At 40.5% G+C, this 26,418-nt stretch carries 22 protein-coding genes and 1 pseudogene; 14 read left to right on the top strand and 9 right to left on the bottom strand.

The window, feature by feature from the left end; genetic code table 11:
• The first annotated feature begins 626 nt into the window (after window positions 1–626).
• Window positions 627–1,589, top strand: a complete 963-nt coding sequence (locus M886_RS16480) for a PGF-pre-PGF domain-containing protein (RefSeq protein ID WP_048051527.1) — start codon at window positions 627–629, stop codon at window positions 1,587–1,589.
• A gap of 528 nt (window positions 1,590–2,117) precedes the next feature.
• Here the strand turns inward: M886_RS16480 and M886_RS16470 are convergent.
• Together M886_RS16470 and M886_RS16465 are read right to left on the bottom strand one after the other, a co-directional pair.
• Window positions 2,118–3,113: a hypothetical protein gene (locus M886_RS16470; protein WP_048051525.1), complete on the bottom strand. Its 996-nt coding sequence runs from the start codon at window positions 3,111–3,113 to the stop codon at window positions 2,118–2,120.
• A 297-nt stretch (window positions 3,114–3,410) separates the two neighbouring features.
• A complete protein-coding gene (locus M886_RS16465; RefSeq protein WP_048051524.1) occupies window positions 3,411–4,187 on the bottom strand; it encodes a rhodanese-like domain-containing protein in 777 nt (258 codons plus the stop codon).
• 1,022 nt (window positions 4,188–5,209) lie between these two features.
• Between M886_RS16465 and M886_RS16450 the strand changes: the two are divergent.
• The 8 genes and pseudogenes from M886_RS16450 (at window position 5,210) to M886_RS16410 (ending at window position 13,392) form a co-directional block, all read left to right on the top strand.
• A pseudogene (locus tag M886_RS16450) lies at window positions 5,210–6,643 on the top strand (IS66-like element ISMma14 family transposase).
• A gap of 120 nt (window positions 6,644–6,763) precedes the next feature.
• Window positions 6,764–8,233, top strand: coding sequence for an MATE family efflux transporter (locus tag M886_RS16445; RefSeq protein ID WP_048051522.1), 1,470 nt, complete (start codon window positions 6,764–6,766; stop codon window positions 8,231–8,233).
• A 392-nt stretch (window positions 8,234–8,625) separates the two neighbouring features.
• Entirely contained in the window at window positions 8,626–8,949 is a 324-nt protein-coding gene (locus tag M886_RS16440) for a hypothetical protein (RefSeq protein ID WP_235203996.1), read from the top strand.
• A gap of 392 nt (window positions 8,950–9,341) precedes the next feature.
• Window positions 9,342–9,800, top strand: a complete 459-nt coding sequence (locus tag M886_RS16435; RefSeq protein ID WP_048051521.1) for a MarR family winged helix-turn-helix transcriptional regulator — start codon at window positions 9,342–9,344, stop codon at window positions 9,798–9,800.
• Between the two features lie 40 nt (window positions 9,801–9,840).
• On the top strand, window positions 9,841–10,170 hold the full coding sequence (locus tag M886_RS16430; protein ID WP_015411034.1) for a TrmB family transcriptional regulator: 330 nt from the start codon (window positions 9,841–9,843) through the stop codon (window positions 10,168–10,170).
• An 81-nt stretch (window positions 10,171–10,251) separates the two neighbouring features.
• A complete protein-coding gene (locus M886_RS16425; protein ID WP_048051520.1) occupies window positions 10,252–11,688 on the top strand; it encodes an MATE family efflux transporter in 1,437 nt (478 codons plus the stop codon).
• A 140-nt stretch (window positions 11,689–11,828) separates the two neighbouring features.
• The gene (locus M886_RS18770; protein WP_015411033.1) at window positions 11,829–11,978 is read left to right on the top strand and encodes a hypothetical protein; all 150 of its coding nucleotides are present in this window, start codon (window positions 11,829–11,831) and stop codon (window positions 11,976–11,978) included.
• A gap of 1,015 nt (window positions 11,979–12,993) precedes the next feature.
• A complete protein-coding gene (locus tag M886_RS16410; protein WP_011032296.1) occupies window positions 12,994–13,392 on the top strand; it encodes a secondary thiamine-phosphate synthase enzyme YjbQ in 399 nt (132 codons plus the stop codon).
• Window positions 13,393–13,484: 92 nt separating this feature from the next.
• Here the strand turns inward: M886_RS16410 and purF are convergent, their stop codons facing one another.
• The 3 genes from purF to M886_RS16400 all read right to left on the bottom strand — a co-directional run bounded on the left by purF (window position 13,485) and on the right by M886_RS16400 (window position 15,521).
• Window positions 13,485–14,942: an amidophosphoribosyltransferase gene (purF, locus tag M886_RS16405; protein ID WP_048036590.1), complete on the bottom strand. Its 1,458-nt coding sequence runs from the start codon at window positions 14,940–14,942 to the stop codon at window positions 13,485–13,487.
• Between the two features lie 49 nt (window positions 14,943–14,991).
• Window positions 14,992–15,162 (bottom strand): 50S ribosomal protein L37e, encoded by a 171-nt coding sequence (locus M886_RS18125; RefSeq protein ID WP_011032294.1) that lies wholly within the window; start codon window positions 15,160–15,162, stop codon window positions 14,992–14,994.
• Window positions 15,163–15,302: 140 nt separating this feature from the next.
• Window positions 15,303–15,521, bottom strand: a complete 219-nt coding sequence (locus tag M886_RS16400; RefSeq protein WP_011032293.1) for an LSm family protein — start codon at window positions 15,519–15,521, stop codon at window positions 15,303–15,305.
• Between the two features lie 593 nt (window positions 15,522–16,114).
• Between M886_RS16400 and thiD the strand changes: the two genes are divergently transcribed.
• On the top strand, window positions 16,115–17,461 hold the full coding sequence (gene thiD, locus M886_RS16395) for a bifunctional hydroxymethylpyrimidine kinase/phosphomethylpyrimidine kinase (RefSeq protein WP_048039710.1): 1,347 nt from the start codon (window positions 16,115–16,117) through the stop codon (window positions 17,459–17,461).
• 156 nt (window positions 17,462–17,617) lie between these two features.
• On the opposite strand, the gene M886_RS18765 is transcribed toward thiD, so the two are convergent.
• Entirely contained in the window at window positions 17,618–17,767 is a 150-nt protein-coding gene (locus M886_RS18765; RefSeq protein WP_155402909.1) for a hypothetical protein, read from the bottom strand.
• Window positions 17,768–17,927: 160 nt separating this feature from the next.
• Between M886_RS18765 and M886_RS16390 the strand changes: the two genes are divergently transcribed.
• A complete protein-coding gene (locus M886_RS16390; RefSeq protein ID WP_011032291.1) occupies window positions 17,928–19,226 on the top strand; it encodes a TrpB-like pyridoxal phosphate-dependent enzyme in 1,299 nt (432 codons plus the stop codon).
• A 184-nt stretch (window positions 19,227–19,410) separates the two neighbouring features.
• Here M886_RS16390 and M886_RS16385 read toward each other — a convergent pair whose 3' ends face one another.
• From M886_RS16385 to M886_RS16375, 3 genes are all read right to left on the bottom strand, one after another.
• Window positions 19,411–19,821: a DUF1699 family protein gene (locus M886_RS16385; RefSeq protein WP_011032290.1), complete on the bottom strand. Its 411-nt coding sequence runs from the start codon at window positions 19,819–19,821 to the stop codon at window positions 19,411–19,413.
• A 416-nt stretch (window positions 19,822–20,237) separates the two neighbouring features.
• The gene (gene hmgA / locus M886_RS16380; RefSeq protein ID WP_011032289.1) at window positions 20,238–21,494 is read right to left on the bottom strand and encodes a hydroxymethylglutaryl-CoA reductase (NADPH); all 1,257 of its coding nucleotides are present in this window, start codon (window positions 21,492–21,494) and stop codon (window positions 20,238–20,240) included.
• Window positions 21,495–22,121: 627 nt separating this feature from the next.
• Complete coding sequence (locus tag M886_RS16375) at window positions 22,122–22,490, bottom strand: DsrE family protein (protein ID WP_011032288.1); 369 nt, start codon at window positions 22,488–22,490, stop codon at window positions 22,122–22,124.
• Between the two features lie 552 nt (window positions 22,491–23,042).
• Between M886_RS16375 and M886_RS16370 the strand changes: the two genes are divergently transcribed.
• The 3 genes from M886_RS16370 (at window position 23,043) to M886_RS16360 (ending at window position 26,399) form a co-directional block, all read left to right on the top strand.
• The gene (locus M886_RS16370) at window positions 23,043–25,040 is read left to right on the top strand and encodes a methyl-accepting chemotaxis protein (RefSeq protein ID WP_048036917.1); all 1,998 of its coding nucleotides are present in this window, start codon (window positions 23,043–23,045) and stop codon (window positions 25,038–25,040) included.
• A gap of 82 nt (window positions 25,041–25,122) precedes the next feature.
• A complete protein-coding gene (locus tag M886_RS16365; protein WP_011032286.1) occupies window positions 25,123–25,602 on the top strand; it encodes a chemotaxis protein CheW in 480 nt (159 codons plus the stop codon).
• Window positions 25,599–26,399 carry a CheF family chemotaxis protein gene (locus tag M886_RS16360; protein WP_015411025.1) on the top strand — a complete coding sequence of 267 codons (801 nt, stop codon included), beginning with the start codon at window positions 25,599–25,601 and terminating at the stop codon, window positions 26,397–26,399. Before M886_RS16365 ends, M886_RS16360 begins: the two co-directional genes overlap by 4 nt.
• Window positions 26,400–26,418 lie beyond the last annotated feature (19 nt).

Below are 26,418 nucleotides of genomic sequence, written 5' to 3'. Positions count from 1 at the left end.
AAACAGTAAGAATAAGCCAGACGGCTAAAAGTCACAGCACAGGGAAAGGAAATGATGACAGGTTTTTCAGGGTAACCGGTGACGATAGCAACGGAAAAGCTTCCTCATTCGAAAAGTCATCCCATACATTTGTACTCCTCTCCTTATGCCCTCAAAACACTACCTATCAAATAAATATAATTTATACAGATAAGAGTTGTGATTTTTACTTTATTTTCTATTTTTTTGCGATGTTCTGGACAATTTTTCTCAAAAATACTTTTGAGGTAAGATGCAGACCTGAAAAAAAATCGAGTAAAGCATATTTTTCAATTTTTAATAAACTGCCAGCAGTGCTGATATCTCTGATCCTATTTTTTTAAAAAGGTTTTACAAATGGCATGCAGAAAAATCCAGGGACAGGTCAGAAGCCGTTATCCATTTTTATAAATATCGTAATTGGAAGGCAAAATTCACATAATTTTACTAAAGTAAGCCAGCCGAAAGGGAATTAAAGCATAGGCTCAATAAACCCAGGACGTACTTATTGGAGAAAAATAGTTCCTGGTGAGACCAACAGACAAAATTTTGAAAAATATATTTGGGAAAATAATTCTACAGGTAATCCCCTGGAAGAGGTATAGAGGATGAAAAAATATCTGTCAATACTATTAGTTTCAGTCCTTATTTTTGGGGCTGTACTCCCGTGCGCTACTGCAGGGGCGAAGGCAATTTCATCAGGAGATAATTCGACTATTGAAGATGAGACTACTGTTGTTGATGTTTCTGATGACACCAATGAAAATTCAATTAAAAAAGAAGACAATATCGTTGCAGATGATTCTGTTGTAATTGATACTACGGTAATATCAACAGATAACGATATTTACAATTCTGACGATGACTATGTGTATTCTGATGATGATATTATAACATCCGTAAACACAGATGACGATATTATCACAGCTAACAATTCTAATGTATACGACGGGAATGTTGTATCTTCAGATGATAACATAGTCATAACTGATTCGTCGCAGACTAATATCCAGTATATAGAAACAACACAGATAAACATGGATAATAGCCAGACGGTAACTGTTGACGTTAAAAATGACAATTCAGTTGTCAACAATATATATTTTGAATCAACAAAGGATTCAGGCAAGGCAAAAGTTGTTATCGAAGATCTGAAAGATGATACAGGCCTGGTTGAGAAACCATCAGGTGATGTCTACAAGTCATTTAATATATGGATCGACAGTGATAATGTAAATAACATTGAAAATGCAGCTGTTGATTTTAAAGTTGAAAAGACATGGCTTAAAGCAAATGGGATTGATGAATCCTCCATTGTCCTGAACATGTATGATAGCGGTAAATGGGTAAAAGTGCCAATTACAATAACAGGGCAGGATTCAACGTATGTGTACTTTACAGCTAAAGTATCAGAATATTCTACATTTGCAATTACTAGCAAAACAATAACTGTAAATAGTACTCTTACATCAACATCTCCGGATAATGATACAGAAGAAAAAAGTGGCATAACAAGAAGTGAGATTATACACATACTTGAAATGATTCTCGCATATCTTAAGGGAAATTAATTTCCATCTTAAGGGGAACTAATTTCCCTTATTTTTTAATGTGATAGCGAGCGTAAACATACAAAATTATCATGGTTTTTCTTTTACCTTTATTCTAAATTTATTTTGTTACCCTCTTTCTACCAATCCTTTTCCGGTTACTTTTCAGCATAGAACTTCTCACGAGTGGTTGCTCATTTTGCTGAAAAATACAGAGACTGACATGGAAGCCATTTACCTGCCAGGTGAGCTAAAGGAAAAATTTTGAAAAAGGCACCTTGATTTGTTTGAGTATAAGGTATTGTTCCTGAAATCCGTTATCTGTTCAGGTAGCTCCTTTTAAATAAAGCCTTTCAGTGGCGGGACGATTTTTATTGCCATGTTTCCTTTCCTATCTGGCGGGCTGCTTTCGAGAGCCTCCGGGAAGAAGATTGAATATATAAGGCTGCATATGCGAGAGAAAAAGAAAATCTGAAGGCTTTTTCGGAAGACGGAGGGAAGATGTGCATTAAAAGGAGTAACTTATAATAAGAAAACGTAAGTGCTGCCTTATAATAAGAAAACGTAAGTGCTGTCAATTCTGTCATACAGTTCCTCCACATCCCTGCTCAGCCTGAAAACTTCCTTCTCCCAGTCTTTTTTATTAGAATCCGAATACGGAGCCATTTTAAGGGCAGCCATCCGGGCATAGTTGCGTGAAATTTTCCGGTTGCTCCAGGAAAAACCGAAAGCCTGATCGGTTTTTTTGATGCTGTATTTTTCATGGATCAGGAACTCATAGATTTCGGAAACAATGCCCGGCTTTCCTGCAGAGCTTTCGGAAAAAGCTGGGGAAAGAGCAGACAGATTCTGGATGTGAAGCTTGACCCCATAACTTTCAGGGCAGAGTTTTCCGGAATTTGCAAACTCAAGCACTTCCCTGAACTCGAGAGAAATATCCGTCTGCCCAAGACCTGATGGCAGGGTTTTTTCCAGTGAAATAAAGACATGGATGCATTCGTGAAAGAGGATTTTTGCCGTCAGAAACTCGATCCTCTCCTGAATGTTCCACAACCTTTCTACCAGTTCTTCGTCCCACAGTTCATGGGGATTTACCAGGATGAGGTACCTGAAGGTTATTTTCTTCCTTTTTCTGGAAATGACCCTTTCAGGTTCGAAAGCCAGACCCTGAAGCTTTCCGAAAAACTCTACTCTGACTGCCAGTTCCCAGCAGTATTCCCATCCCCCTGAACGCACGCTTTTTACCTGATAATATTTTCCGTCAAAATGTGTCTTTTTTATAAGCCTGTAAAGGTCTTCGCTATGCTTTTTAATGAGGGATTTTATTACAGGCTCCCGGTAGATATTAAGGTCGAGCTGAAGAAGCGTCGGAGAATAAAACAGGTATTCGGGAGCAGGAAACGAAACTGGAGCAAACGCAGGGGCAAGATACGGGAAAGGTGAAGCTGAAGAGGACATTTTTTCCCGTATGCTGTATGCTTGCGAACCGGCTTTTTCCCTGGAGGAAGCCTTTTTTGCTCCTGCTGTCTGAGTTTCCTGCTCCATTAAGACACCCCTGTTAATCGACCCTTTTTTCCCCGTATTACTGATTCAATTCGTATTACTATTTTTAATTTATGTAATACCAAATAATATTGAATTTAAAGATATAAATATTTTCTCATATGAAAATCAATTTAAGTATTACAAAAATGGAGCGAATGAGAAAGTGAAACTATTCAAAAATCGGTAAATGAAACTTTATACTTCGGATAAAATAATCTTTAAAAAGTAAAAAGGAAAAGGATTAGGAAAAGGATTATAAAAATATAAAAAAGGAAAAAATTGAAGAGTTTTTTAATCTCAAATAGCTGGACAAACTGTAGGGTATCCCTCAGCTTTCCAGGTGAGGATGCCGCCTTCCAAATTATAGACATGCCTGTAACCTGAATCTACCAGTAAATCTCTTGCAGCATCGCTTCTTGTCCCACTCTTGCAATAAACCAGAATAGGCTTATTTTCCGGAATTTCACAGAGGCATTGAGCTAAGAGCTTTTCCGGGGGTAATTCAACCGGGTCTTCCTTTGGAACATTTTTCAGTGGAATCAATATTGCCCCCTCAATATACCCTGCATTAAATTCAGCCGGAGTGCGCACATCCAGAAGGAAGAACTCCCCTGTACCGAGCAGTTCATCAGCTTTATCGGCGTTTACATCTACAGTACACCCTCTGGCTAACCAGCAGTCAATGCCTCCTCTCATATTATAGACTTTCCTGTATCCGTTGCTGACAAGTAAACTGCATGCAGCGGCACTTCTGGCACCACTCTTGCAGTAAACAAGTATTTTTTCATCGGCTGGCACTTCATTTATTCTCACTTCCAGCAGTTCATCAGAGGATAATTCTACAGGGTCCTGTGCAGGTACATTTTTCACAGGAATAAGTATCGCGCCCTCAATATGTGTTTTATTAAATTCAGCAGGAGTACGCACATCCAGAAGAAATACGTCTTCTTTTTCGACCATCTTTTCAGCTTTACAAACACTCACATTTTTATATCCATCTGGACAGGTCTCTGCGGCGGCAATTCCCGGAATGATCATGAGAAATGCCATAAGGACCGCAGCAAAATAAAACATAGTTCGTTTATTCAGTTACATCCCTCCACATTCTGTAATTCATTAAATTCATAAACCTGAAAGTCAAAGTTTTTTCATTGAAACACTATAATTTTTATTAAAACCCTCATTTAAAACAGTACCCACAAATGGAAGTTATTTGCTGGATATTGATATTTTATACGTATTCAGCAAACAAACATGCCGAATTGTAGAATGAATTGGTACAAAAAAGCAGGAGCCCAAAATCTGGATTTTAATAATTGTATAATGTAATTGGTTCAAGTATATATCTTATTAGGGATAATCAGCACATTCCATCATTATTCATCATACATTCTCCAACTAATTCTCCAAATAGAATGAATTTTATATTAATCGTCGGATTGGGTAAGTTTTTCTCCATTTCTTCCTTATTTAATAAATTTACTGCCAGAACCTGCGGCAAAAATAGCTTCTTTATATCATGTTTACGTCTCCAGCTATGACTGATGATGACAGTACAGAAAAACATGTAAAATGTCATTCATGTTGTCCGGGAATAATTAACCGATCAGATCAAAAATACCATAGGAGTTCCGCAGTTGGCTCTTTAATCGCGAATTTGTCATAAATTCGAGGTTCAATTTTCGTATGCTGCAAGTGAAACTAAGGAATAAAGAAGATATAATCTCATTATTTTTGTTCTCGATATCGTCTTCAGCAATGGCTGTGAAGTCATTCCTAGAGTAAATATTAGAAATTATATTTTTACCATTCCTTAAACTAATGATCTCGAGTTCTCTTGACTCTAAAACCTTTAAAAATTCATAATTTTAGGAAAATTGGCACACTGCCATCATATTTCTGGATCCTATTTTTAGATCCTATTTTCAGATCCTATTGCCTGATTATTCTAAGATTATATCCTCAGATCGCACTTTCTGGCACTGCACGAGAAAAACAAATGAAAAGTTGTAACTATTCAGGTAGCCTTAACGAGGCTACACATTTTTCCTCGTTCCGAGGAAAAATTGGATATAAAATGATTCCTTTTTAGCTTTATGAAACGTGATGAGATTCTTTCTTACTGTGCTTCAAATCCTGAAATTATTGTAGCTTACATTGAGAGTTTAGAATCTCAAGTTAAAGAACTCACTGAAAGACTTGTAGCCTTAGAATCTCGTTTAAATCAAAACAGTCGTAACAGCAGTCGACCTCCTTCTACTGATTATTTTGTCAAAGAGAAACCTAATCCCAAGAGTCTGCGTAAACCAAGCGGGAAGAAACCTGGAGGTCAGGAAGGTCATCCAGGCACGACTCTTGATATGGTTGATCATCCTGAGTAGGTAATAGAACATTCTTTGACCTGCTGCAAAGAATGCGGATCTACCCTTGAGAATGTTGAAGTTGAAGCTTATGAGAGAAGACAGGTCTTTGACATTCCTCCCGTAAATCTAATTGTTACAGAACATAAAAGTCAGATTAAAACCTGTCCTTGTTGTGGAAAGTTGAATAAAGCCGTTTTTCCCGAATCAGTGAAATATCCGGTTCAGTATGGCCCTAATATTTTAGCTTCAGCTATTTACTGTAAAAATTACCAGTTTGTTCCTTATGATAGAATTTCTGAGTTATTTGAAGACATTATGGGAATAAAAATCTGTCCTGCTACGATAATTAGAGCAGAAAGAGAATGTTTCCAGAATTTAGAGGAATTTGAAAACGTTATTAGAGAGAAGTTATTAGCCTCGCCTGTAATCAATTTTGATGAAACTGGTATGAAGATTGAAGGAAAAAGACACTGGCTTCATGTAGCTTCTAATGAAAAATACACATGTTATTTTGCTCATACAAAAAGAGGAGCAGAAGCAATAGATGCTATGGGAATTCTTCCGAAGTTTAAGGGAGTAGCAGTTCATGATGGATGGAAACCTTACAACGTTTATGATTGTGATCATGCTCTGTGTAACGCTCATTTACAGAGAGAACTTACAGGAATTGAAGAGAACTATAAACAGACATGGGCTAAAGAGATGAATGAACTGCTCACTGAGATGAAGAAATACACTGATGAGTGTAAAGAGCAATTAAGAGAACCTGATTTTGAGCAAATTAAAGCATTGGAAGAAAGGTTTGATGCAATTATCATTAGAGCGCTTGAAGAAAATCCGCATTCTCTAAATCCTGAAAAACAGGGAAAACGCGGTAAAAATCCAAAAACAAAATCAAGGAATCTGCTGGATAGGTTTATAGAACACAAAGAAAAGATTCTGAGATTCCTGACAGATTTGAAAGTTCCATTTGATAATAATCAGGCAGAAAGAGATATCAGGATGATGAAACTACAGCAGAAAATATCGGGAACTTTCAGAAAAGCAATGGGAGCGCAAGCTTTCTGCAGAATTAGGGCGTACATTTCTACAGGAAAAAAGAACGGTTTACCTGTTTTAGAGGGTATTCGTGCGGCGCTCATAGGAGCGCCGTTAACTATACTCTGAGCAGTTACGAAAAGTTTTTCATTACATATGAGAAAATGTTAAAGGCTGAGAGACTAAAGAAGAATAGGGCAAAAACTTTTGTTAGAATGAAAATATGATAGTCCAAAAACGGTGTGGAAAATGAGCAGGGAAGCAGTAGAACAAAAGGGGCAGGGGGAGGAAGACTCAAAGGAAAACAGGGATCAAGAAAGAAAAACGGAAACGAAATCCCCTCATAAAGTTACAGAAGGCGTGGATATCCTCCTTGGGGACCCCGAAAAAGCTGTAATCAAGCTCTCCATTCCTATTATAGTTGCAATGGGTGTACAGACCATTTACAGCCTCACCGATACCTTCTGGGTCGCAGGCCTTGGTGCGGATGCCATGGCTGCCGTAGGTTTTGCATTCCCTTTTTTTGTAATCCAGATGGCTCTTACAGGCGGGCTTGGAGTCGGTGGCGGTGCTGCAATTTCCCGCAGGATAGGGGCCAGGGATAAAGCCGGAGCGGACAATGTTGCAGTACATACATTTGTAATTATGCTGGTACTGACAGTTGTCCTCACAGGGATAGGGCTTTCTCTTGTGAGAGACTTATTCGTATTCAGCGGGGCAGGAGAAACTACTCCACTCGGAGTTGCGTACGCAAGGGTACTTTTTGCAGGCAGTTTTGTGTTCTTCTTTACAAATGTCGCAAACTCCATACTCAGGAGTGAAGGAGATTCAAAGAGAGCTATGCAGTCGATGGTCCTTGGATCTCTCCTGAACGTCGTCCTTGACCCGATTTTTATATATGTGCTGGATCTGGGAGTTGCAGGAGCAGCCCTTGCTACAGTATTCTCCTTCTCCTGTTCCGGACTGCTTATGTTTTACTGGTTTTTTATCAAAAAAAATACCTATATATCATTCGCTTTCCGTTCCTTCAAATTCAACCGGGATATTACAAAAGACATTTTCAGGGTAGCCATACCTTCTTCAATAGAACAGGTTGCTCTTGCCCTTACTGCTCTGATAATGAATTATATTATAGTGAATGTCAGCAATACTGACGGGGTTGCTGTTTACGCTACAGCCTGGAGGATTACAAGCATTGCGGTTTCCCCTCTAATAGGGATTTCAATCTCCGTGGTCTCGATTTCGGGAGCAGCTTTCGGGGAAAGGAGTTATAAAAAAGCAAGAAGCGCTCTTCTTTATGCAACAAGGACAGGTTTTCTGGTAGAAGCAGCAGTCGCAGTTGCGGTATATATCTTCGCTCCGTATATTGCTGGCGCCTTTACGCAGGCAGAAAATACTGCCCAGATAGCCCCTGAACTGACAAGGCTGCTTAAAATTATGACCGTATTTTATCCGGCTGTTGCTTTCGGAATGCTCTCAGCCTCTCTTTTTCAGGGTGCGGGAAAGGGTACAAGCGCACTTATTGCCACACTCCTTAGAAGTTTGATACTGACGCCGGTATTTGCCCTGCTTTTTGCCTTTACATTCGGCTGGGGGTTGTCCGGAGTCTGGTGGGGGCTTGTTATAGGAACAGTTGTTGGGTCGCTGGTCACCTTTGCGTGGGCGCAGGTTTATTTGAGGCGCATGATAAAGGTAGAAGGAGAGGGAGAGAAGTGTTGAAAACTCAGAGTCCTCCCATTACTTCACGTGCAGTCTATCCGCTCAATCCCATATAATCCTGCTCAGCATCATACAACTTTTTTACTTTCTTATTTGTGCTTTTTTTCCGGAATTTTTCTCCTCTCTCAACAATAAAATTAATTTTATAGTGTGGTCAGATGTTATATACTGGAAAGTCTAAATAAATACATAATGTGACTGTTAAAATGGACTTCCTGGAGTAAAAAGAAAGGATGGATTCTATTTAACAGTAAAAATTGAAAAATAGGATTTATATCTCGATAAACAAAGAAAGAGGCAAAATAATGACGGTTATGGTTCAAACGGACTTAAATAGAATATTTATGGAGAAAACTGGAATAAATGAAGTGCAAATTAAAAAATTAGAGCAGTTGTCAAAAGACGGTCTTGGAGGCTCTATTGATCAAAACTTTTCAATGCCTATCGTTAACGGTAGCGGCAGCTATAATTATTCAACAACAAGTTTCTGGGTAACTATTTCCGGTTATGCCACAATTACAGGCCCCGATGAAGGCAACTGGCACTTCGTCGCAAAAGATGGCAATAACATTATTTTCGACCGGCAGGGGGTTACGAAAGGCCAGCAGATTCCTTTCAAATACAAAACAGGCTTTACTCTGAGCCTTACTTTGACTGCCACATGGAGTGAAAAGAAGGATACAAATCTTACCGGGTATCTAAATGCACAGTATTAAGTTGCCAGTATGAATTTCATTTATTCTTTACTTCAATTCTTTTTTCTTTGCTTTTTTTTAAAAATGTTAACTTTCCTTCCTGAACTCAGAAAGGAGTCCATATCACAATATAAAATCATAAAATATAAATAAACCTTACCCTATTTTCGTTTGGAATCAAACAATAAGAAAAGAGAATAGTACGATTAAAGACGGTCAGATCCGGATGATAAAAACAGACCAGACCTGTCAAATCCAATAAAACCTGTCAAAACCAGTCAGATTGAACACTGAACGCCTCGCAAAAGAAGACTGACTGGATCATAAACGCCTCGCAAAAAGACCTCTGACGGATTTTAATATGGTTTTATTATCCGGGTCAGGACTGAAAAAAGTGCCTCATTGTGATACCGATGAAAGAAGAACGAATAAAAGAGACGGTAAAGCTTCAATTTGACATGATTCATCTTTTTCATAAGAATTTTGCCAGAGCTTTTCATAAAACAGGCAGCGGTTCCTATAACCTTAATAAAAATCAGAATAAGGCAATCCTGATTATAGGTGCGGTTAGTGAAATAATGCCCACAACTCTGGGAAGATGCCTTGACCTTCAGAAAGGAAGCCTGACCAGCATGATAGATGCTCTGGAGAAAGAGGAGCTTGTCTACAGGAGAGGAGACCCGTCAGACCGGAGAAAGATCCTGGTTTCTCTTACTGAAAAAGGAGAGGATTACAGGAACTGGCTTATAGAAGAGCTTGAAAAAAATAATTCAGAAGTTTTAAGCAGGTTAACTGAAGAAGAGATTGCAGCTTATCAGGAAGGCCTGAAAACAATTCTGGACACATTAAAAAAGCTGGACGAGAGCATCTGATAAGGAAAAACGGCTTCTAAACACTGATTTGAGGTCTTCAATGCAAACTGAGCTAACAGGCAAACTTCAGAAACTTGGATTTACCGAAAACGAGGCAAAAATCTATATAGGACTCCTGAGACAGGGAGAGGCAACAGCAAGGGAAATTCATGAATTCACTCACGTTCCGAGAACGAAGATTTATTCTACTCTGAATAGAATGTCAAAGAAGAAATACATAGAAGTCATAGAAGGTACTCCGGCATATTTCAGAAGCATTGATCCGGAACAGCTGTTAGAAAGGTTAAGAGACGAATTCCTTTTCTCACTTAATGAAACACTAGAGGAACTTAATTCTGCGGGTTACGGGATGAAGAATAAATGCTGTTAATTTCGGTATGTCTTCCCGGACCCTTGAAAAAATACAGCTCAGGAGAAAAGGTAAAAAGACATATTGAAAGGAAGACAGTAAATGGAGCTTAAAACAGCAGCAGATTCAAATTTTTCTGAATCTGAAGAAAGCCCGGAAACTAAAGGCGTAAGGATTCTTGAGGGCGATCCCAAAAAAGCAATCATCAAACTCGCAGTCCCTATGATTGTTGCAATGTCCGTTCAGACTCTTTACCAGCTCATAGACACCTTCTGGGTCTCGGGGCTTGGAGCAGACGCACTTGCTGCAATGGGTTTCGTATTTCCATTTTATTTCATAAGCATGGCTTTATCCAACGGTCTGGGCATAGGAGGAGGAGCAGCCATCTCCCGAAAAATCGGAGCGCGGGATAAGGCAGGAGCAGACAACGTAGCTGTACATACGATTATAATAATGATGTTGCTCGTTCTCATATTTACCATACCTTTCTATGTTTTTGCCCCTCATATATTCTCACTTGTAGGAGCAGGGAAAACAACCGATCTTGCGGTAGCTTATGCGAGGGTAATATTTCTCGGGAGCATAGTGATCTTTTTTACTAACGTAGCGAACTCTATCCTCAGGTCCGAAGGGGATTCAAAGCGGGCAATGTACGCAATGGTCCTCGGGGCAGCCCTGAATATCGTTATTGACCCCATTTTCATATACACCTTTAAAATGGGGATTGCAGGTGCAGCCTGGGCCACACTGCTTTCTCTTGCGGTCTCCTCCGCCATGATGCTGAACTGGCTCTTTTTCAAAAAGGACACTTTCGTTTCTTTTGACTTTAAAGACTTCAGCTTTGAGAAAAGCATAATAAACGACATATTCCGGATTTCAGTCCCGGCTTCCGCACAGCAGCTTTCAATGTCGTTATCCATGCTCGTCCTCAACCTGATTATTGTGAACGTGAGCAGTACTGACGGAGTTGCAGTGTACTCCACAGGCTGGCGTGTTGCTACAATTGCAATTGCCCCACTTGTAGGGATAGCAACTGCAGTAGTTTCTGTTTCCGGAGCCGCCTTCGGGGCGAAAGACTTTGAAAAAGCAAAAACAGCACATACCTATGCAGTGAAAGCCGGACTCCTTATAGAAGGCGGGGTTGCTGCATTTACTTTTATATTCGCCCCACAGATTGCAGCCGTTTTCACGCAGACGGAAGAAGCCGCTCACATAGCTCCGGATCTTATCCAGTTCCTGCGCATAATCTGCCTCTTCTATCCAACAGTTTCTCTCGGAATGCTCTCGACATCCCTATTCCAGGGGGCTGGAAAAGGCTTCAGCGCGCTTACCGCAAATCTCCTGAGAACCATAGTATTTACCCCGCTCTTTGCAGCTTTTTTTGCCTTCAATCTGAATATGGGCCAGGTAGGTGCCTGGTGGGGGATCGTTGCAGGCAATGCTATTGGAGCCGGGGTGGTCTATGTCTGGGTAAAGCTTTATCTCAGTACGATTCTGAAAACAGGGCCCCTGCATAAACCCTTCGAGCAGGGGATTTAAACTTTTTTGAGCAAATATTTATAGAAAGAATTCTAATAAATCGTAAATTTTGTACCAAATATTTATATATATGTAGAAGGTAATAAGTTACCGTCTGCCGGCAAACCAAAAAACAAAAGTTCAATCAAAGGTGAGCCAGAATGAAAGAAATTATTACGCAAAAGCCTCTGAGACCAGTTCTTCACGGGTTTCTTCTCAAAGACCGTAAGTTTGTCCCGGCCTCAAAATCTAAAGTCCTGAACATTTTCGGACTTTTTGAGACAGGAAGCATAAAGTCGGAGGAGACCTGAAATGCAGGAACAGCTGTCTCCCGCATGAAGTGCTTAATAAAACATTCGGGGGGCGGATACATTCTACAGACAAAGATAAATTTCCTCCACCGAAAAACGCCGAATATTCTTTGACCAGTCAGTAGAGAGAAAAAGCATAAGTCAAAATTGCCATATTCAATCTTTAAAAGTATAAATAATGTAAAATTTCCGAAGAAATCCCAAATAAGCACTCATGAAATAAAAACCGCTGGGAAAAGTCTCTTGGAAAAGTCTCTTGGAAAAGTCTCTTGGAAAACACACCTCCCAAAACAGAAGAAAAACGCCGTATATACTAAAAACGTACTCAAGAACAGTTCAGATAAACAGTATTTCCTAAAAGATCTTCAAGTCTGGTTTCAAAAAACATATTTAAAAACGAGAAAAGTAGATCTTTAAGCCAGAACACCTTGAAGAAACAAATCAGGACACCAGCATCTCCATCCCTGGAGTAACTAAATACAAAAAACGGCGGTACAAAGGAAAACTCTCCCAAAAAACGGACATATGGGGAGGATAAAAGAATGAACTGGAAATCATTTCCGGTTCTTTCAAAAAAACATAATTATATTACTATTTTTTGCTTTCTCTTTACTAAACCTTTTTTGTCCCGCTCAATACAGGAGAGCGGCCTCTCCCATGAAAAAGAAGAAAAAACAGATGAATATTGTTCATTTAATTTTCAACCTTTTTTTAATTTTTACTTCTTCTACTCCTTTTCCCTTTAACTTCTTCTTTGGGTTAGATCGCCAGACAAACTGGCGAAGTCTTCGATACAATGCGAATTTAAAATCCCTTATAGGGGGATATTTCAGACCTGTTTCCAGGAGAATGAGAATTATTGATCCGGTAGCTCAACTATGATGGAGATCCGGAAAAGAATGAAATAAAAAGAGACTGGAAAGACAAAAAGATTTGAAGCGAAGAGATAATATTTACTCAAAAAGGTTTTCAGGCAAAGAAATACAGCAGATATTATCGGTTCAGAGGGAAAGACTTGAATCTTAATATAGAAACTTCGAGGCGCATAGAGTTGATAGATATCACCTCAGAGGTAAAGGAAGAGGTAAGGATAAGCGGGGTACGGGAAGGTGTATGCATTATCAGCACCAGACATACGACTGCGGGGATAATTGTCAATGAAAATGAAAACGGGCTCCGGGAGGATATCCTGAATATGCTGGAAAGACTTGTACCTCAGGGGGCAGGATACAGGCACGACAGAATAGACAATAACGCTGATTCGCATCTTAAAGCAATATTGCTCGGATCAAGCGAAGCCCTGCCCATTGTAAAGGGCGAACTGGAACTCGGCACCTGGCAGAGCATTTTTTTTGCCGAAATGGACGGGCCAAGGAACAGGGCGGTAAATCTGACGATTTTAAAAACTGAATAAGGGCAGAAAAAAATTGAGTAAAAAAATTAAGGAATAAAAAATAAAAATATAAAAAATTAAGAAAGAAGAAATTAAGAAATGTGAAAAAATCCTTAAAGGCTATCCGGAGATACTGCCTGAGAGGGTCTTTCAGCCTTACTGAAATCGTCCAGACGGGTCTGTTTCTTTCTACATTTCTCTCCCGGAATCTCTACAGGATATTCTCCTGTAAGGCAGCCAATGCACATGTCGTTCTTGTCGCACTCAAGTGCTCTCATAAGCCCGTCGATGCTGAGGTAGCCGAGAGAATCAGCACTTATCAGCCCTTCGACCTCTTTTATGGTCTTGTATGAAGCGATAAGTTCCTGCCGGGTTGCCATATCGATTCCCAGGTAGCAGGGGGCAATAATTGCCGGGCTTCCGACCCTTGCGTGGACTTCTGACGCGCCTGCCTTCCTGACCATATCTATGATACGCCTTGAGGTAGTCCCGCGGACAATGCTGTCATCTACCAGGACAACACGTTTGCCTTTGATATTGTCCTGAATAGCGTTCATCTTAAGCCGAACTGCAGTTTCACGCAGGTCCTGTCCCGGAAGAATGAAGGTGCGCCCGATATAACGGTTCTTCATGAGCCCTTCCAGGTACATTATACCTGATTCCCTTGCATAGCCGATTGCGGAAGTGATTCCGGAGTCAGGGACAGGAGACACGATGTCTGCGTCCACATGATGTTCGCGGGCAAGCTCCCTTCCGATTCTTTCCCTTACTTTATAGACAAGCTTGCCGTCTATAACAGAGTCTGGCCTTGCAAAGTAAATGAACTCAAAAACGCAATGTGCCGGATGCGGCTCATTTGCGAGCTGGTAGCTTTCGAAGCCTGAGTCGGTAAAGACCATGACCTCGCCTGGTTTGACGTCCCTTATAAGGGTGCCGTTCAGGGTGTCAATGGCTACGCTCTCGGAGAATACTCCGTATCCGCCGTCAACTTCTCCAAAACAGAGTGGCTTGAAACCGAAAGGATCCCTTACGGCGTAGATAACACCGTTAATGAAAATGACAAGAGAGTAAGAGCCAACAAGCTTGCGCATTACAGTCCTGATAGACTCGATAGGTTCGTGTTTTATCAGTTCTTTTACAAGCAGATGGCCAATAACTTCAGTATCTGAATCACTGATAAAAATTCTGCCTTCATTTTCCAGCTCATCCTTCAGTTCCCTTGCATTTACCAGATTCCCATTATGAGCAATGGCAACTGTTCCGCCCTTGAAGTTCAGGATAAAAGGCTGACAGTTTTCAATCTTTGACCCGCCAGTTGTGGAGTAACGGACATGCCCAACTCCTGCATTACCGACCAGACGCCCGAGGGAATCCTTGTTATATACATCAGGTACAAGCCCCATTCCTTTGATGGAAAGCGGACATGAGCCGTTGTGCACCATTATGCCTGTCGATTCCTGTCCTCTGTGCTGAAGGGCATAAAGGGCATAATAAAGCTTGAATGCGACAGCATTTGACGCGGGTCTGTCATCAGGCAAAATTATGCCTGCAACCCCGCACTCTTCTTTCAATTTTGACCTCCGGTGCAGGTAAAAAATAGAGAAAATTGAGCAGGCAGGTTTAGTATTTGCACTTTGCCTGCCACTTGTAAGTTCTCATGCGGGATGTCTTTCCAAAGCCGCATGAAGTACACTGTTTTGTATGCACGTTTAACGAAACGCTGCCGCAGCGCCTGCATTTGGCGTGAGTGCGCTTCTGCCTTTTTCCCATTGATGCCGTACCTTTACTCATTCCTAAATCTCCTGATAAAAATCAATCTAGCATGTAATATTCGATAATTCGAAGCGATTTCGTTTTTCTGAATTCATCTCAGCTATACAGTCTTGCTGCTTACCGAGTTTAACGATAATAGATGAAGTGCTTGATATAGATTACGGAGATACGTATACGACGTTGTCACCGCGAATAACGACACTGCTGAATTTACTTACTACTTCTCCTTCTCTTAATTCTTCAGCATTGTCAAGCACGAGATTCATGTGAATATCGTATCCTTTCAGCTCGCCCCTAAACTCACGTGCGCCTTTCAATCTTACGATAACGGGTGTGTCCAGTGCGTTGTTCAAAATATCCAGAGGTCGGTTTGCCATCCTTACAATCCCCTTAAAACATTATAAATCAAGTCATTATCTATATCAATATAAATAGTTAATCCAGACTTAAACTGATCGCCGCGCTTAAGTATTCGATTATCTGCATCAAAGTCGTAAATACAATATATAAATGTATCGAAGAAATGACTCAATTCTGGTATTCAGGTATATAAACGAAGGCAAAATATAAGAAAAATGCTCTTTCTGAGGAAAAAATACTGTATTATTGAAACACTTTCTATCAACTCTCTAAAAAATATTTCAGAAACTCTTCTAAAAGACGTCATAAAAAACAAACTTTCATAATACCGAAAATCCCTGAGTTCCCCGGTTTTTCGGAATCGGGACTTCCAAAATTAAGTTTCATAAGAACCCTGTACCTTTCGTCTTATAGATTTCCGGAGAATTCAGAAATATGGTCGGAATGAAATAAGAGCCCCGCAGAAGGGGTAAGAGTGTAATTCTGACAAAAAATGAGAAGTGCTGTATAAATGTCGTATACGTGCTTTATAAGTGCCTTATAAGTGCCTTATATTTAGATACACCAGCATAATAAGCCGTAAAAAATAAAAATCGAAATGAGGAATAAAATGACAGAAAAAAACTCGATGTTTAAAACTCCTGTTGTGATGACTATCGCTGGTTCTGATTCAGGAGGGGGAGCAGGAATTGCTGCTGACATCAAGACTTTTGCAGCATTCGGAGTCCATGGGACCTGCGCCATTACTTCCGTAACCGCCCAGAATACCACAGGGGTTCTTGAAACATTTGATCTTGCTCCTGAAGCCGTTGCGAGCCAGATAGAGGCTGTCTGCACCGACATGGATGTTAGGTGGGCAAAAACCGGAATGCTTGCCTCTTCAGAGATAATAAAAGAGGTTGCAAAGCAGGTAAAAAAACATAATCTCTCCCTCGTGCTCGACCCTGTAATGGCTGCTGAAGCCGGAGGAGACCTGCTGAAAAAAGAAGCCCTTTCAGTCCTTATTAAAGAACTGTTACCTCTCTGCAAGGTTACAACTCCAAACGCCTCAGAGGCGGGCGCACTTGCAGGTGTCACTGTCAAGACCCATGAAGATGCAAAACTTGCGGCAAGAAAAATTGCAGACCTTGGGGTTGAATCCGTTATTGTTACGGGAGGGCATATCGACGCAACTGACCTCCTTTATGAACCTGTTTCCGGCACCTTTACACGCATTCCGGGCACTTTTGTAAAAGGAGGGACACATGGGTCTGGATGCACCTATTCTGCATCAATGGCTGCCTGCCTTGCCCGGGGTGACAGCACGGAAACCGCTGCCAGAAAAGCAAAGGCGTTTGTGGAACAGGCGATTTTGAGGAGCGTGCCTGTAGGAAAGGGGGTGGGACCTGTAAATCCTCTGGCAAATACACTTGAAGAAAAAGAGCGGTACCTGGCTCTTCAGGACGTAAAAGAAGCGGTTTCAATCCTCACATACAGCCCTGATTTTGCAAAACTAATCCCTGAGGTTGGCTGTAATATAGGAATGGCAATCCCATGTACCAGGACTTATAATGACATAGCTGCTGTCGAAGGCGGGATAATCAGGTTCAGGGAAAAGGCAATTCCCGTCGGATGCGTTAATTTCGGAGCCAGCCAGCATGTTGCCAGGGTTATTTTAGCAGCTCTCCGCGAGAATCCTGAAATGAGGGCTGCCATGAATGTGAAATTCTCGGAAGAAATTCTTGAAGCATGCAGAGAAATAAATCCTGGAATCTCTTCCTTTGACAGGGCTGAAGATCCGGGGGATGCCAGCACCATGGAATGGGGAACATCGGAGGCAATTAGAAAATACGGAGGAATGCCTGAAGTAATCTATGATAAAGGAGCAGTAGGAAAAGAACCCATTATCAGGCTGCTTGGCAAAAGCGCTTCAGAGGTCGCAAGGCTTGCCGTAGAACTTGCCAGGAGAGTAAAATAACACCCGTTGAGCATAACGCCAGCTAAATCCAGGAATTTTTCTTCCCAATTTTTCTTTATTTTAAACATTTTTTCAGATATATTCAATTTTGTATAATTTTTAATATTATTATCTTATTTTTATCTTTTATCTTTTCTTTTTTCCTAATATTATGTCTTATTTTTTATATTTTATCTTTTCTTTTTTCCTAATTTCCTTTTTATTTTTATTCTTTTTTATTTCTATTCTCTTTTGTTTCTCATCTTTATTTTTATTCTTTTTTATTTCTATTCTCTTTTGTTTCCATTCATCTTTATTTTTATTCATTTTCTCTTTTCCCTTTTGTTCTCGCACTTTCCAGCTTCAATAACTTCCTGAATTTTTATAAAGTATAATGATGGAGTTTATCGGATATAGATGGGAAACAGATAACACTTAAATACATCAAGGTACGATTTTGTACAGAAACGTTACGCAGGAGATTTTCATGGAGCAGACAAAAATTATCCTTGACGAAAATGAAATGCCGAAGAGATGGTACAACGTCCTTTCCGACCTGCCATCTCCAATAGACCCGCCTCTGGACCCAAGAACCTGGCAGCCTATAAACCCTGAGGCTCTTGAGCCTATTTTTGCAAAGGAACTGATCAGGCAGGAAATGAGCAGTGACAGGTACATCGATATCCCTGCAGAAATACTCGATGTTTACAGGCTCTGGAGGCCAAGCCCTCTCTTCAGGGCTCACCAGCTTGAAAAGGACCTCAAGACCCCTGCAAAAATATATTATAAGTATGAAGGGGTCAGCCCCGCAGGCAGCCACAAGACAAATACCTCCATTGCCCAGGCCTACTACAATATGAAAGAAGGCACGGAAAGGCTCACAACTGAGACCGGAGCAGGACAGTGGGGAAGTGCACTTTCTCTTGCCTGCAACTACTTTGACCTCGAATGCAAGGTCTATATGGTTCGTTCAAGTTATTACCAGAAACCTTACAGAAAATCCCTTATGACTCTCTGGGGAGGAAATGTCGTGCCTTCCCCGAGTCCTGATACGGAGTTTGGAAGAAAAATCCTGAAGGAGCAGCCTGACACGCCCGGGAGCCTCGGGATTGCAATCAGTGAGGCTGTAGAGGACGCAATAGCCCATGATAATACAAAATACACGCTTGGAAGCGTGCTGAACCATGTTGTTCTCCATCAGACCGTGATAGGAGCTGAATGTAAAAAACAGCTTGAACAGGTCGAAGAGTATCCTGATGTGGTTATAGGGTGCTGCGGAGGAGGGAGCAACCTCGGAGGGATCGGGCTCGAATTCATAAAAGACAGGCTTGAAGGAAAGCACAATGCAAGAGTGGTCGCAGTCGAGCCTTCAGCATGTCCTTCCCTGACAAAAGGAGAATACAGATATGACTTCGGAGACACTGCCGAGATGACGCCTCTTCTCAAGATGTACACTCTCGGACACAAGCACATACCACCTGCCATCCATGCAGGAGGACTCCGTTATCACGGCGACTCTCCCATTATAAGCAAACTCTGTGCCGAAGGGCTCATGGAAGCGGTTTCTTATGGCCAGAAAGAGGTCTTCGATGCAGCTGTCCAGTTTGCCAGGACGGAAGGAATAGTGCCTGCACCTGAATCTTCCCATGCAATACGCTGTGCGATTGATGAAGCCCTTGAAGCTAAGCAGAAAGGAGAAGAAAAGGTAATTCTCTTCAACCTTAGCGGGCACGGGCACTTTGACATGGCTTCCTACGACAAATATTTCAGCGGAGAACTTGAGTGATCTGCATATATCAGGAAAACATCTGATAAAAGTAATTGGATAAAAGTAATGGTGCCAAAAAAACATAGCCTGAAACATGAACCCGAACGATGCCCGGGTTTTCAGGCTAAAATATATAACTGAACAGTATATAACAGGGATGCCTCAGGGCATCTCTATATTTGAGAAATCCTGGAAATTTCTTTTATAACTCAAGAGGTTTTTTGTTCAGGATATAAAGGATCATTTTCTGGTTGAGTTTGCTTTCTTTGCTCATTTTCTCTGCAATTTTATCATTGGGGATTCCATCGACTTTCATATTCCTTATCTTATTCATCACTGAAGAAGGGACCGTGTAGTATTCATTGATGTCTTTTCTGTGACCCCAGACGTCTCCTTCAATCAGCTGTATTTTCTGCATCTCTAAAAACATCTCCATTGATTTTGACATAGTTCGCTGATATGAGCTTGGAAGCTGGACTATCTCGAGTTTGGGACATGTTTCGACAAGCAGAAAAATATCTTTATTCGAAGGCCTGAACGCAAGATGAATCACCTTTTCGTTCGGGTTTAAGGAGAGAATTTCATCTCTCGAACTTACAACTCTTATTTTCATACTATTCCCCAGACCCTAGTTTAAATTAAGTACTGAATGAAGTTTATTAGACTGCAATATTTAAATATTTTTCTGTGTTTTTGTAGAAGTTTTATTCGTTTAGTAGAAAGATATTTGAAAAAAAGAGTTATAGAGAATTAATAATAAAAAGTGTTGAAGGAATAATCGTAATTGATAGATAAAAAATCAATCAATTTTTTAATTTTTCTGAATAAATATAAAAATTGAGTCTGGATGTAAATTAATTTATTTTTTACCCGGAAAGAAAAGCCCTCTTCCTCGACAGATCGGATTTCTCCGACCTGCCATGTGGGATGAAAGCCGTCATTAGGTACAGTACAGTACTGTGTTTCTTTATTGCTGTTTCTTATTTTACCAGTAGATTGAACCTGTTTTATCCCGCACCTTTGCCAGCTTCAGAACTTTCCGCGGCCGAGCTGTGCATGAGCGCGTGCCAGGTGTCCGGCTGCCTGTGCTCCTATCAGGGAAATTTCTCCTGCGAGCACTGCAGAGGCAACGATTTCTGCAAATTTCCGCGAATTTATTCCGGGGGTGTCTCCTGCTCCTGCTACACCAAGGATATTGAGACAGTCTCTCTGTGTTCCAAGCCCGGTCCCTCCTCCCACCGTACCCACGGGAAGGGCTGGAAGAGTGACAGAGCAATGGATTTCTTCATACTTTGTAAGTTCCATACTTGTAATCGCTGTGCTGCCTTCGACAACATGAGCAGCATCCTGCCCGCATGCAAGATATACAGCAGCAATAATGTTTGCAGCATGAGCGTTGAACCCCATGGCTCCTGCCCTTGCAGAACCGAGAAGGTTTTTACTGTAATTTACCTCAAACATTGATTCAGGCGTGCATTTGAGAGTCTCTTTGACTATCTCCTGAGGAATGGTCACTTCAGCAACTACGGTTTTCCCCCTCCCGAGGATGGCGCTTATGGACGCAGGTTTTTTGTCAGTACACATATTTCCTGAAAGGGTAACAGGGTGTGCGCCGAACTCATCTTCTATTAGGTGCATTACAGCATCCGTTGCTATGGTCACCATGTTCATGCCCATTGCGTCTTTTGTATCATAGGAAAACCTGAGATAGATGTATGTTCCTGTCACAAAGGGCTTTACTGAAAGCAGTTTTCCAAACCGGGTCGTTTTTTCAGCAGCCTGTTTCATCTGTTCGAAAGTTTCCGGGCTCTTCACCCAATCATAAAACTTTCTGGCTCTTTCAAGACTCTCAAACTTGAAGACCGGAGCTCTTGTCATTTCGTCTTCAAAAACTCTTACATTTGCTCCTCCTGATCTGGTGATTACCGAGCAGCCGCGATTTACACTGGCAACAAGTGCTCCTTCCGTTGTAGCCAGAGGAATATAGTATTCTCCTGCTGCATATTCTCCGTTTACTTTCAGAAGCCCGGCAACTCCCAGAGGGATCTGGACTGCGCCTATCATGTTTTCGATATTTCTCTTTGTTACGCTTTCCACGTCCAGTGAGAAATTCTGTATATGCTCAAATTCCAGTTTTCCATACTCCTGAATAGCAAGCCTTCGGATCTTTACGGCTGTCAGCGGGTCTGCAAATTCTTCAATCTTGCGAAATGCTATATCTCCATCGAGAACCTTTTGTAAAAGAAGTTTCTCTTCCTCAGTAAGTTCATAAGCTTCCGTAAACATGATATCACCTGATCCTTTTACTTTCTACTAAAAATTAAAGTCTTGTGGTGCCGCAATAAGGAATGCAAATTCGAATATATTATCGTTTTAAACATGAAGCCTTTATGTTAGATAAGATTCCCTTTATCTTAAATATCCGTATATTAACATATAATTCATTCCTCTAAAAAAGTAAATCCCTTACTCTAAAACAGTCAATTCTCCGTTTAAAGCAATAATTCCGCATCTAAAACAGTTAATTCTTTGTTTAAAGTAGTAATTCTTCGTTTAAAGTAGTTATTACCTCGCTTAAAACAGTTAATTCTTTGTTTAAAACATTAATTCTTCGTTTAAAGTAGTTATTACCTCGCCTAAAACAGTTAATTCTTCATTTTCATATCATTTTTTATCCTGGCAAGAGCGCTTTCAAGATGCTGCAGGGGCTTTATTCCTGGACTGGACTTTTGAAAAAGAGATGCAAGAAGACAATAACTATTTTTTTATTTAATTTATGTATTTCTATAATATACTGCAGGAAGTCTTTAAAAAAATAATTATAAGCTTATACCTTTTAAGTAATTATTTTAAAAGAGATTTTAAAGTAAGTTTAAATATCCTTTAAAGTTGACTCCGGACAAACCGCCAGATTCAGAAATTTATAATCAGCTGGTTTTCTTCACTGTATGTTAGAAAAAGTTCAGCCACTTCTTTTGAGCAAATAAACTCAATTCCCGGGATCAATTCTTCCTTCTTAAGTCCGATCATATCTGAGGCGAGCTGACAGCACCGGAACTCTACTCCCATGTCTATGCATTCCTGGACCGAGGCATCGTATTTCGGTGAACCTCTCGTTTTATCTTTCTTTGCAAGCAACACTCCCATAGGTCCCCACAGAATAACCAGAACGTCGAGCCCTTTACTTCTATAATACTTAGCAAATTTGAGAGTTTCCTGCGGGCTGGTGCTTTCGTACACCATGTTTTTGAGTAATAGTAAAACCTTTTCTACTTTTGTCATAAGAACCCCAGGTCTGAATAATACTTTTCTGAAACAGATTACCTGGATGTATATAAAGTTTCACATTGAAATTGAGGGTATGCCCATTTTTTCACTCTATTTATATAAATTTATTAACTCTTCGAAAACCTGCAAAACCTTTGCATATACTAATTTAATTGATTTTACTGCCGTTCCAAAAATCACAGTTAATTTTTTTCTTCTGAAATGATTTAACCCCAAATCTAAAAAAACTTATAAAGTCCTATGCTAATAATAGGGTCGAATTCTGAAATTCTATTTTTATATTAATTCTATTTTTATATTAATTCTATTTTTATATTAATTCTATTTTTATATTAATTCTATTTTTATATTAATTCTGTTTTTCATTATTTCTTATTAATTTTCATTATCTCTTATTAATTTTCATTATCTCTTATTAATAAATTAACTGTCCATTCTTTCGGAATATCTTCTGGCAGAAAGTTTCTTTTTATTACCTATACATTTAAATACTTTATACAATTATAATGATAGTTATTATATATACTCTTAGGGGATTGATTGAGCATGTCTTCAATAGTTTCTGATTTTAAAAAGACAAAACCAAAAAACAGTATAAAAAATATTCTTGAAGATACTGATTCAAAAGCAAAGGAAATAAGCCTGTTAATAGACAGTCTTCCAGTAACTGTTTTCAGAATTTCAAATGAATCGTCCTGGGCAATACACTATATAGGCAAGAGTGTAGAACAATTAACCGGTTACTCCAAAATGGATTTTATTACCCGGAAACTGACCTGGTCCGATCTTATTTGTCCGGAGGATATTCCTGCACTCAACAAGGTTGTACAGAAAGCGACGAAAAACAGGACTCCCTATCAGGTTGAATACAGAATTAAAAAAGCAGATGGCAGTACAGTATTCATTCAGGAACAGGCTCATCCGGTGAATGATGATAAGGGAAATTTAGCTTATGTTGACGGTGTGTTTCTGGACGTCACTCAACAAATAATACGTAGAGAAGAGTCTCAGAAGGCAATTGTTAGCAGCATACCCAAGCCATCACTTGCTCTTTATGTAGATGCTTCTGGAAAAATAAAATATATCAATGACTATTTCGTGAAAATGTGTAAGTTCAAAAGTGCCAGTGAAGCGATCGGCCTGTCCCCAGCTGACCTTATGGAAAGCAGTAACAAAAAATCAATTGCTGAAACAGTCCTGGAAACCGGAGAAGGAGTTTTCAATTTTGGAAGGGCGCTGAAACTTAAGGCTCAGGATAAACCACTGCATACAGTAACTTCCTCCGTGCCGATAAAAGATGATACTGGAGCAATTGTTGCAAATCTTACTATTATTACTGATATGACAGAGATGAAGGAGAAGGAAAAAGAAATCCAGGATTTGCTGGAATATACTAACAGCTGCCTGAAGAATCTCGGAGAAGGTATCAGAATAATTGGTGAAGGCAACCTTGATGTCCAGCTCGAAAAGGTTAAAGACGATGATTTTGGCAGGATTTTTGATGAATTTAATAAGCTTGTTTTTACTCTAAAATCAGTTATTGAGAATGTCCTTGAGGATATGCTTACTACTCTTGAAGAAGCCCGCCAGTCCGAAGAAGCCGTTAACCAGATGAACATGGGAATGCAGCAGATCTCAACCGCTGCAGAGCAGATTGCAACCGGTTCCGAGAACCTTTCCAGGCATGCAGGCGCAGCAGCTTCTGATATAAAAGCCTCTCAGGAAATCTTCAAAAAGCTCAGTGACTCTTCTACAAAATCCTCCAGTTATGCCTCCCAGGCTGGTAAAATCAGTGACGAAGCCCAGGATCTCAACAACGTGGCTCTGGAAGGGGTGGAACAGTTTGTTGAAGAAATTTCCAAACTCGGAGATATTGTCCACTCCCTTGATGACGCTGTCAATAACATCGGAGCTGTCACAGGAAAAATCAAGTCCATTGCCGACCAGACTAACCTCCTTGCTTTAAATGCAGCTATCGAAGCAGCACGAGCCGGAGAATACGGCAGAGGTTTTGCTGTCGTTGCTGACGAGGTCAGGAAACTTGCAGCAGATTCGAGAAAGAGCACTGACGAAATAAATGAGATCGTTACAAACGTCCAGAAAGAGACCAAAAAGGTGACAGAAGCCATCAACACCGCAGACGGACAGGCGAAAACAGGAAGCAAAAACATCAAACAGGCCCTGAATAAGAGCCATGAGATCGCCGATGCGGTTGCCACTATAAACTCCATGCTTGCTGAGTTAGATAAGCTCTCGGATGAAGGTCTAAGCAGAGTTGAGAATATCGAGAAAAGCATAAGTGAGACCGCTTCAACAGCAGAAGAAAATGCTGCAAGCAGTGAAGAAACCTCTGCTGCAATTGAAGAACAGACAGCTGCCATGCAGCAGGTGAGCACGTCTGTACAGAATGTCAGTGGGCTTGCCCAGAAAACGGTCAATACTCTCCTGGAAAACTTCGATGTGTCAGGGGAAAAGAACAACGTCCAGCCTTCTCCCGGAAAACCGCAGGGTTTTGACAGAAACAAGGTATCAAAAATATACTGAATGTTGAATCTGTTTGATTGAGGGGTGATGAGGTGCAGAAGTTTTAACTTGCTGTTTCTTTAAGCCACTTTAAGGTGATAATATGAGTTATCATAGTCAGATCGTAAATGTGGATAATACGATTCAGGTGATTGTTTTCAGTCTTGGAGAAGAGAGATATGGAGTCGAAATTTCTCAGGTAAAAGAGATTATCCTGCCAACTCAAATCACCAGAATTCCTAATGTTCCTGGCTTTGTAGAGGGAGTGCTGAACCTCAGGGGCCAGATAGCAACAATCATCAATCTCAGAAAGAGATTGGGGAAAGAATCCAAGAAGAACGATGAAAATACCCGGATTATAGTTATTGAATACAATAATGCAACTATCGGGATGATGGTTGACAGTGTAAGTGAAGTCAAGTACCTGTCTTCTCAGAATATTGAAGAAATACCCAAATTCCTGGCTTTAAGAGACGATTCTAAGTTCTTAAAGGGAGTGGGAAAACTTGAGGATGGGCTTCTCACATTAATGGACCTTAAAGAGTTATTCAGCGAGGAAGAGCTGAAGGAGATGCGGGGATGACCGATAAAGTCCACCTCCGAGCTCCTGTTAAAATTTATGATGACGGATGGGTGGATGTAGAACTTGTAGTCACCGACAGCAGCCTCGTTATTGGAAAACGGAACATCTCCCTGCGGGAAATAGAAGACCTGGAAGATGTTGAAATCGAGGGCGTTAATTGTATCCAGATTAAAAAAGAAAGCAAAATTGTCCTTCAGCTTCCTAAAAACCTCCACCATCAGGTCTTCAAATACATTGCATTTAATCTCAAAGCAGATAAGTTTGCAGTGTTTTTCCTCTCGTCCGCAACTGTTGGGGGCGTTGTTTCATCGGATGCACAGTGGGAAAAAGGGTATTTCAGTGTAACAGATGAAGGTTTCTGGTTTCTATCCGCCCGAAACCAGAAAAGGATCCCTATTGAGAATCTCGGATCTGTTAAGACTGACCTTAGAAATGTTGGCGGGAAACAGAGGAAGGTTCTTGTCCTCTCTCATGTTGAAAAAAGTAACGTAGTAACAAGCCTGGTACTTTGTCCTGAAAGCACGCTGGAAATGCTTGAAGGCTACCTTCAGCGGCTTTTCGAAAAGCATAAGCCGGCAATTAAACTGTCCGAAGATGAAATGCAGATTCTCACTCTGATATATTCCGGGCTGGATTTTGCATCAATTGAAAACATAGCTGGAATGTCAACGGATGAGTTAAACAGTTATTATGACCGCCTTGTAGATTCCGGGCTTGCTAAAGTTGTAAAAATCAGAAAAGAAATTGAACTGACTCCTCATGGGGTAAGTATGGTAGATAAAATTTCTAAAAGATAATTTCAGATAATTTTGGGGG

The organism is Methanosarcina soligelidi, from assembly GCF_000744315.1.
Taxonomy (GTDB): domain Archaea; phylum Halobacteriota; class Methanosarcinia; order Methanosarcinales; family Methanosarcinaceae; genus Methanosarcina; species Methanosarcina mazei.
Note: the sequence above shows the minus strand (reverse complement) of the source record. Positions and strands in the feature narration are given on the sequence as shown.

What these genes read in the sequence shown, in the direction of transcription:
- M886_RS16480 (WP_048051527.1), top strand. Translation starts at nt 627, where the DNA reads ATGAAAAAATATCTGTCAATACTATTAGTTTCAGTCCTTATTTTTGGG.
- M886_RS16470 (WP_048051525.1), bottom strand. Translation starts at nt 3,113, where the DNA reads ATGGAGCAGGAAACTCAGACAGCAGGAGCAAAAAAGGCTTCCTCCAGG.
- M886_RS16465 (WP_048051524.1), bottom strand. Translation starts at nt 4,187, where the DNA reads ATGTTTTATTTTGCTGCGGTCCTTATGGCATTTCTCATGATCATTCCG.
- M886_RS16445 (WP_048051522.1), top strand. Translation starts at nt 6,764, where the DNA reads ATGAGCAGGGAAGCAGTAGAACAAAAGGGGCAGGGGGAGGAAGACTCA.
- M886_RS16435 (WP_048051521.1), top strand. Translation starts at nt 9,342, where the DNA reads ATGAAAGAAGAACGAATAAAAGAGACGGTAAAGCTTCAATTTGACATG.
- M886_RS16430 (WP_015411034.1), top strand. Translation starts at nt 9,841, where the DNA reads ATGCAAACTGAGCTAACAGGCAAACTTCAGAAACTTGGATTTACCGAA.
- M886_RS16425 (WP_048051520.1), top strand. Translation starts at nt 10,252, where the DNA reads ATGGAGCTTAAAACAGCAGCAGATTCAAATTTTTCTGAATCTGAAGAA.
- M886_RS18770 (WP_015411033.1), top strand. Translation starts at nt 11,829, where the DNA reads ATGAAAGAAATTATTACGCAAAAGCCTCTGAGACCAGTTCTTCACGGG.
- M886_RS18125 (WP_011032294.1), bottom strand. Translation starts at nt 15,162, where the DNA reads ATGAGTAAAGGTACGGCATCAATGGGAAAAAGGCAGAAGCGCACTCAC.
- M886_RS16400 (WP_011032293.1), bottom strand. Translation starts at nt 15,521, where the DNA reads ATGGCAAACCGACCTCTGGATATTTTGAACAACGCACTGGACACACCC.
- thiD (WP_048039710.1), top strand. Translation starts at nt 16,115, where the DNA reads ATGACAGAAAAAAACTCGATGTTTAAAACTCCTGTTGTGATGACTATC.
- M886_RS18765 (WP_155402909.1), bottom strand. Translation starts at nt 17,767, where the DNA reads ATGAATAAAAATAAAGATGAATGGAAACAAAAGAGAATAGAAATAAAA.
- M886_RS16390 (WP_011032291.1), top strand. Translation starts at nt 17,928, where the DNA reads ATGGAGCAGACAAAAATTATCCTTGACGAAAATGAAATGCCGAAGAGA.
- M886_RS16385 (WP_011032290.1), bottom strand. Translation starts at nt 19,821, where the DNA reads ATGAAAATAAGAGTTGTAAGTTCGAGAGATGAAATTCTCTCCTTAAAC.
- hmgA (WP_011032289.1), bottom strand. Translation starts at nt 21,494, where the DNA reads ATGTTTACGGAAGCTTATGAACTTACTGAGGAAGAGAAACTTCTTTTA.
- M886_RS16375 (WP_011032288.1), bottom strand. Translation starts at nt 22,490, where the DNA reads ATGACAAAAGTAGAAAAGGTTTTACTATTACTCAAAAACATGGTGTAC.
- M886_RS16370 (WP_048036917.1), top strand. Translation starts at nt 23,043, where the DNA reads ATGTCTTCAATAGTTTCTGATTTTAAAAAGACAAAACCAAAAAACAGT.
- M886_RS16365 (WP_011032286.1), top strand. Translation starts at nt 25,123, where the DNA reads ATGAGTTATCATAGTCAGATCGTAAATGTGGATAATACGATTCAGGTG.
- M886_RS16360 (WP_015411025.1), top strand. Translation starts at nt 25,599, where the DNA reads ATGACCGATAAAGTCCACCTCCGAGCTCCTGTTAAAATTTATGATGAC.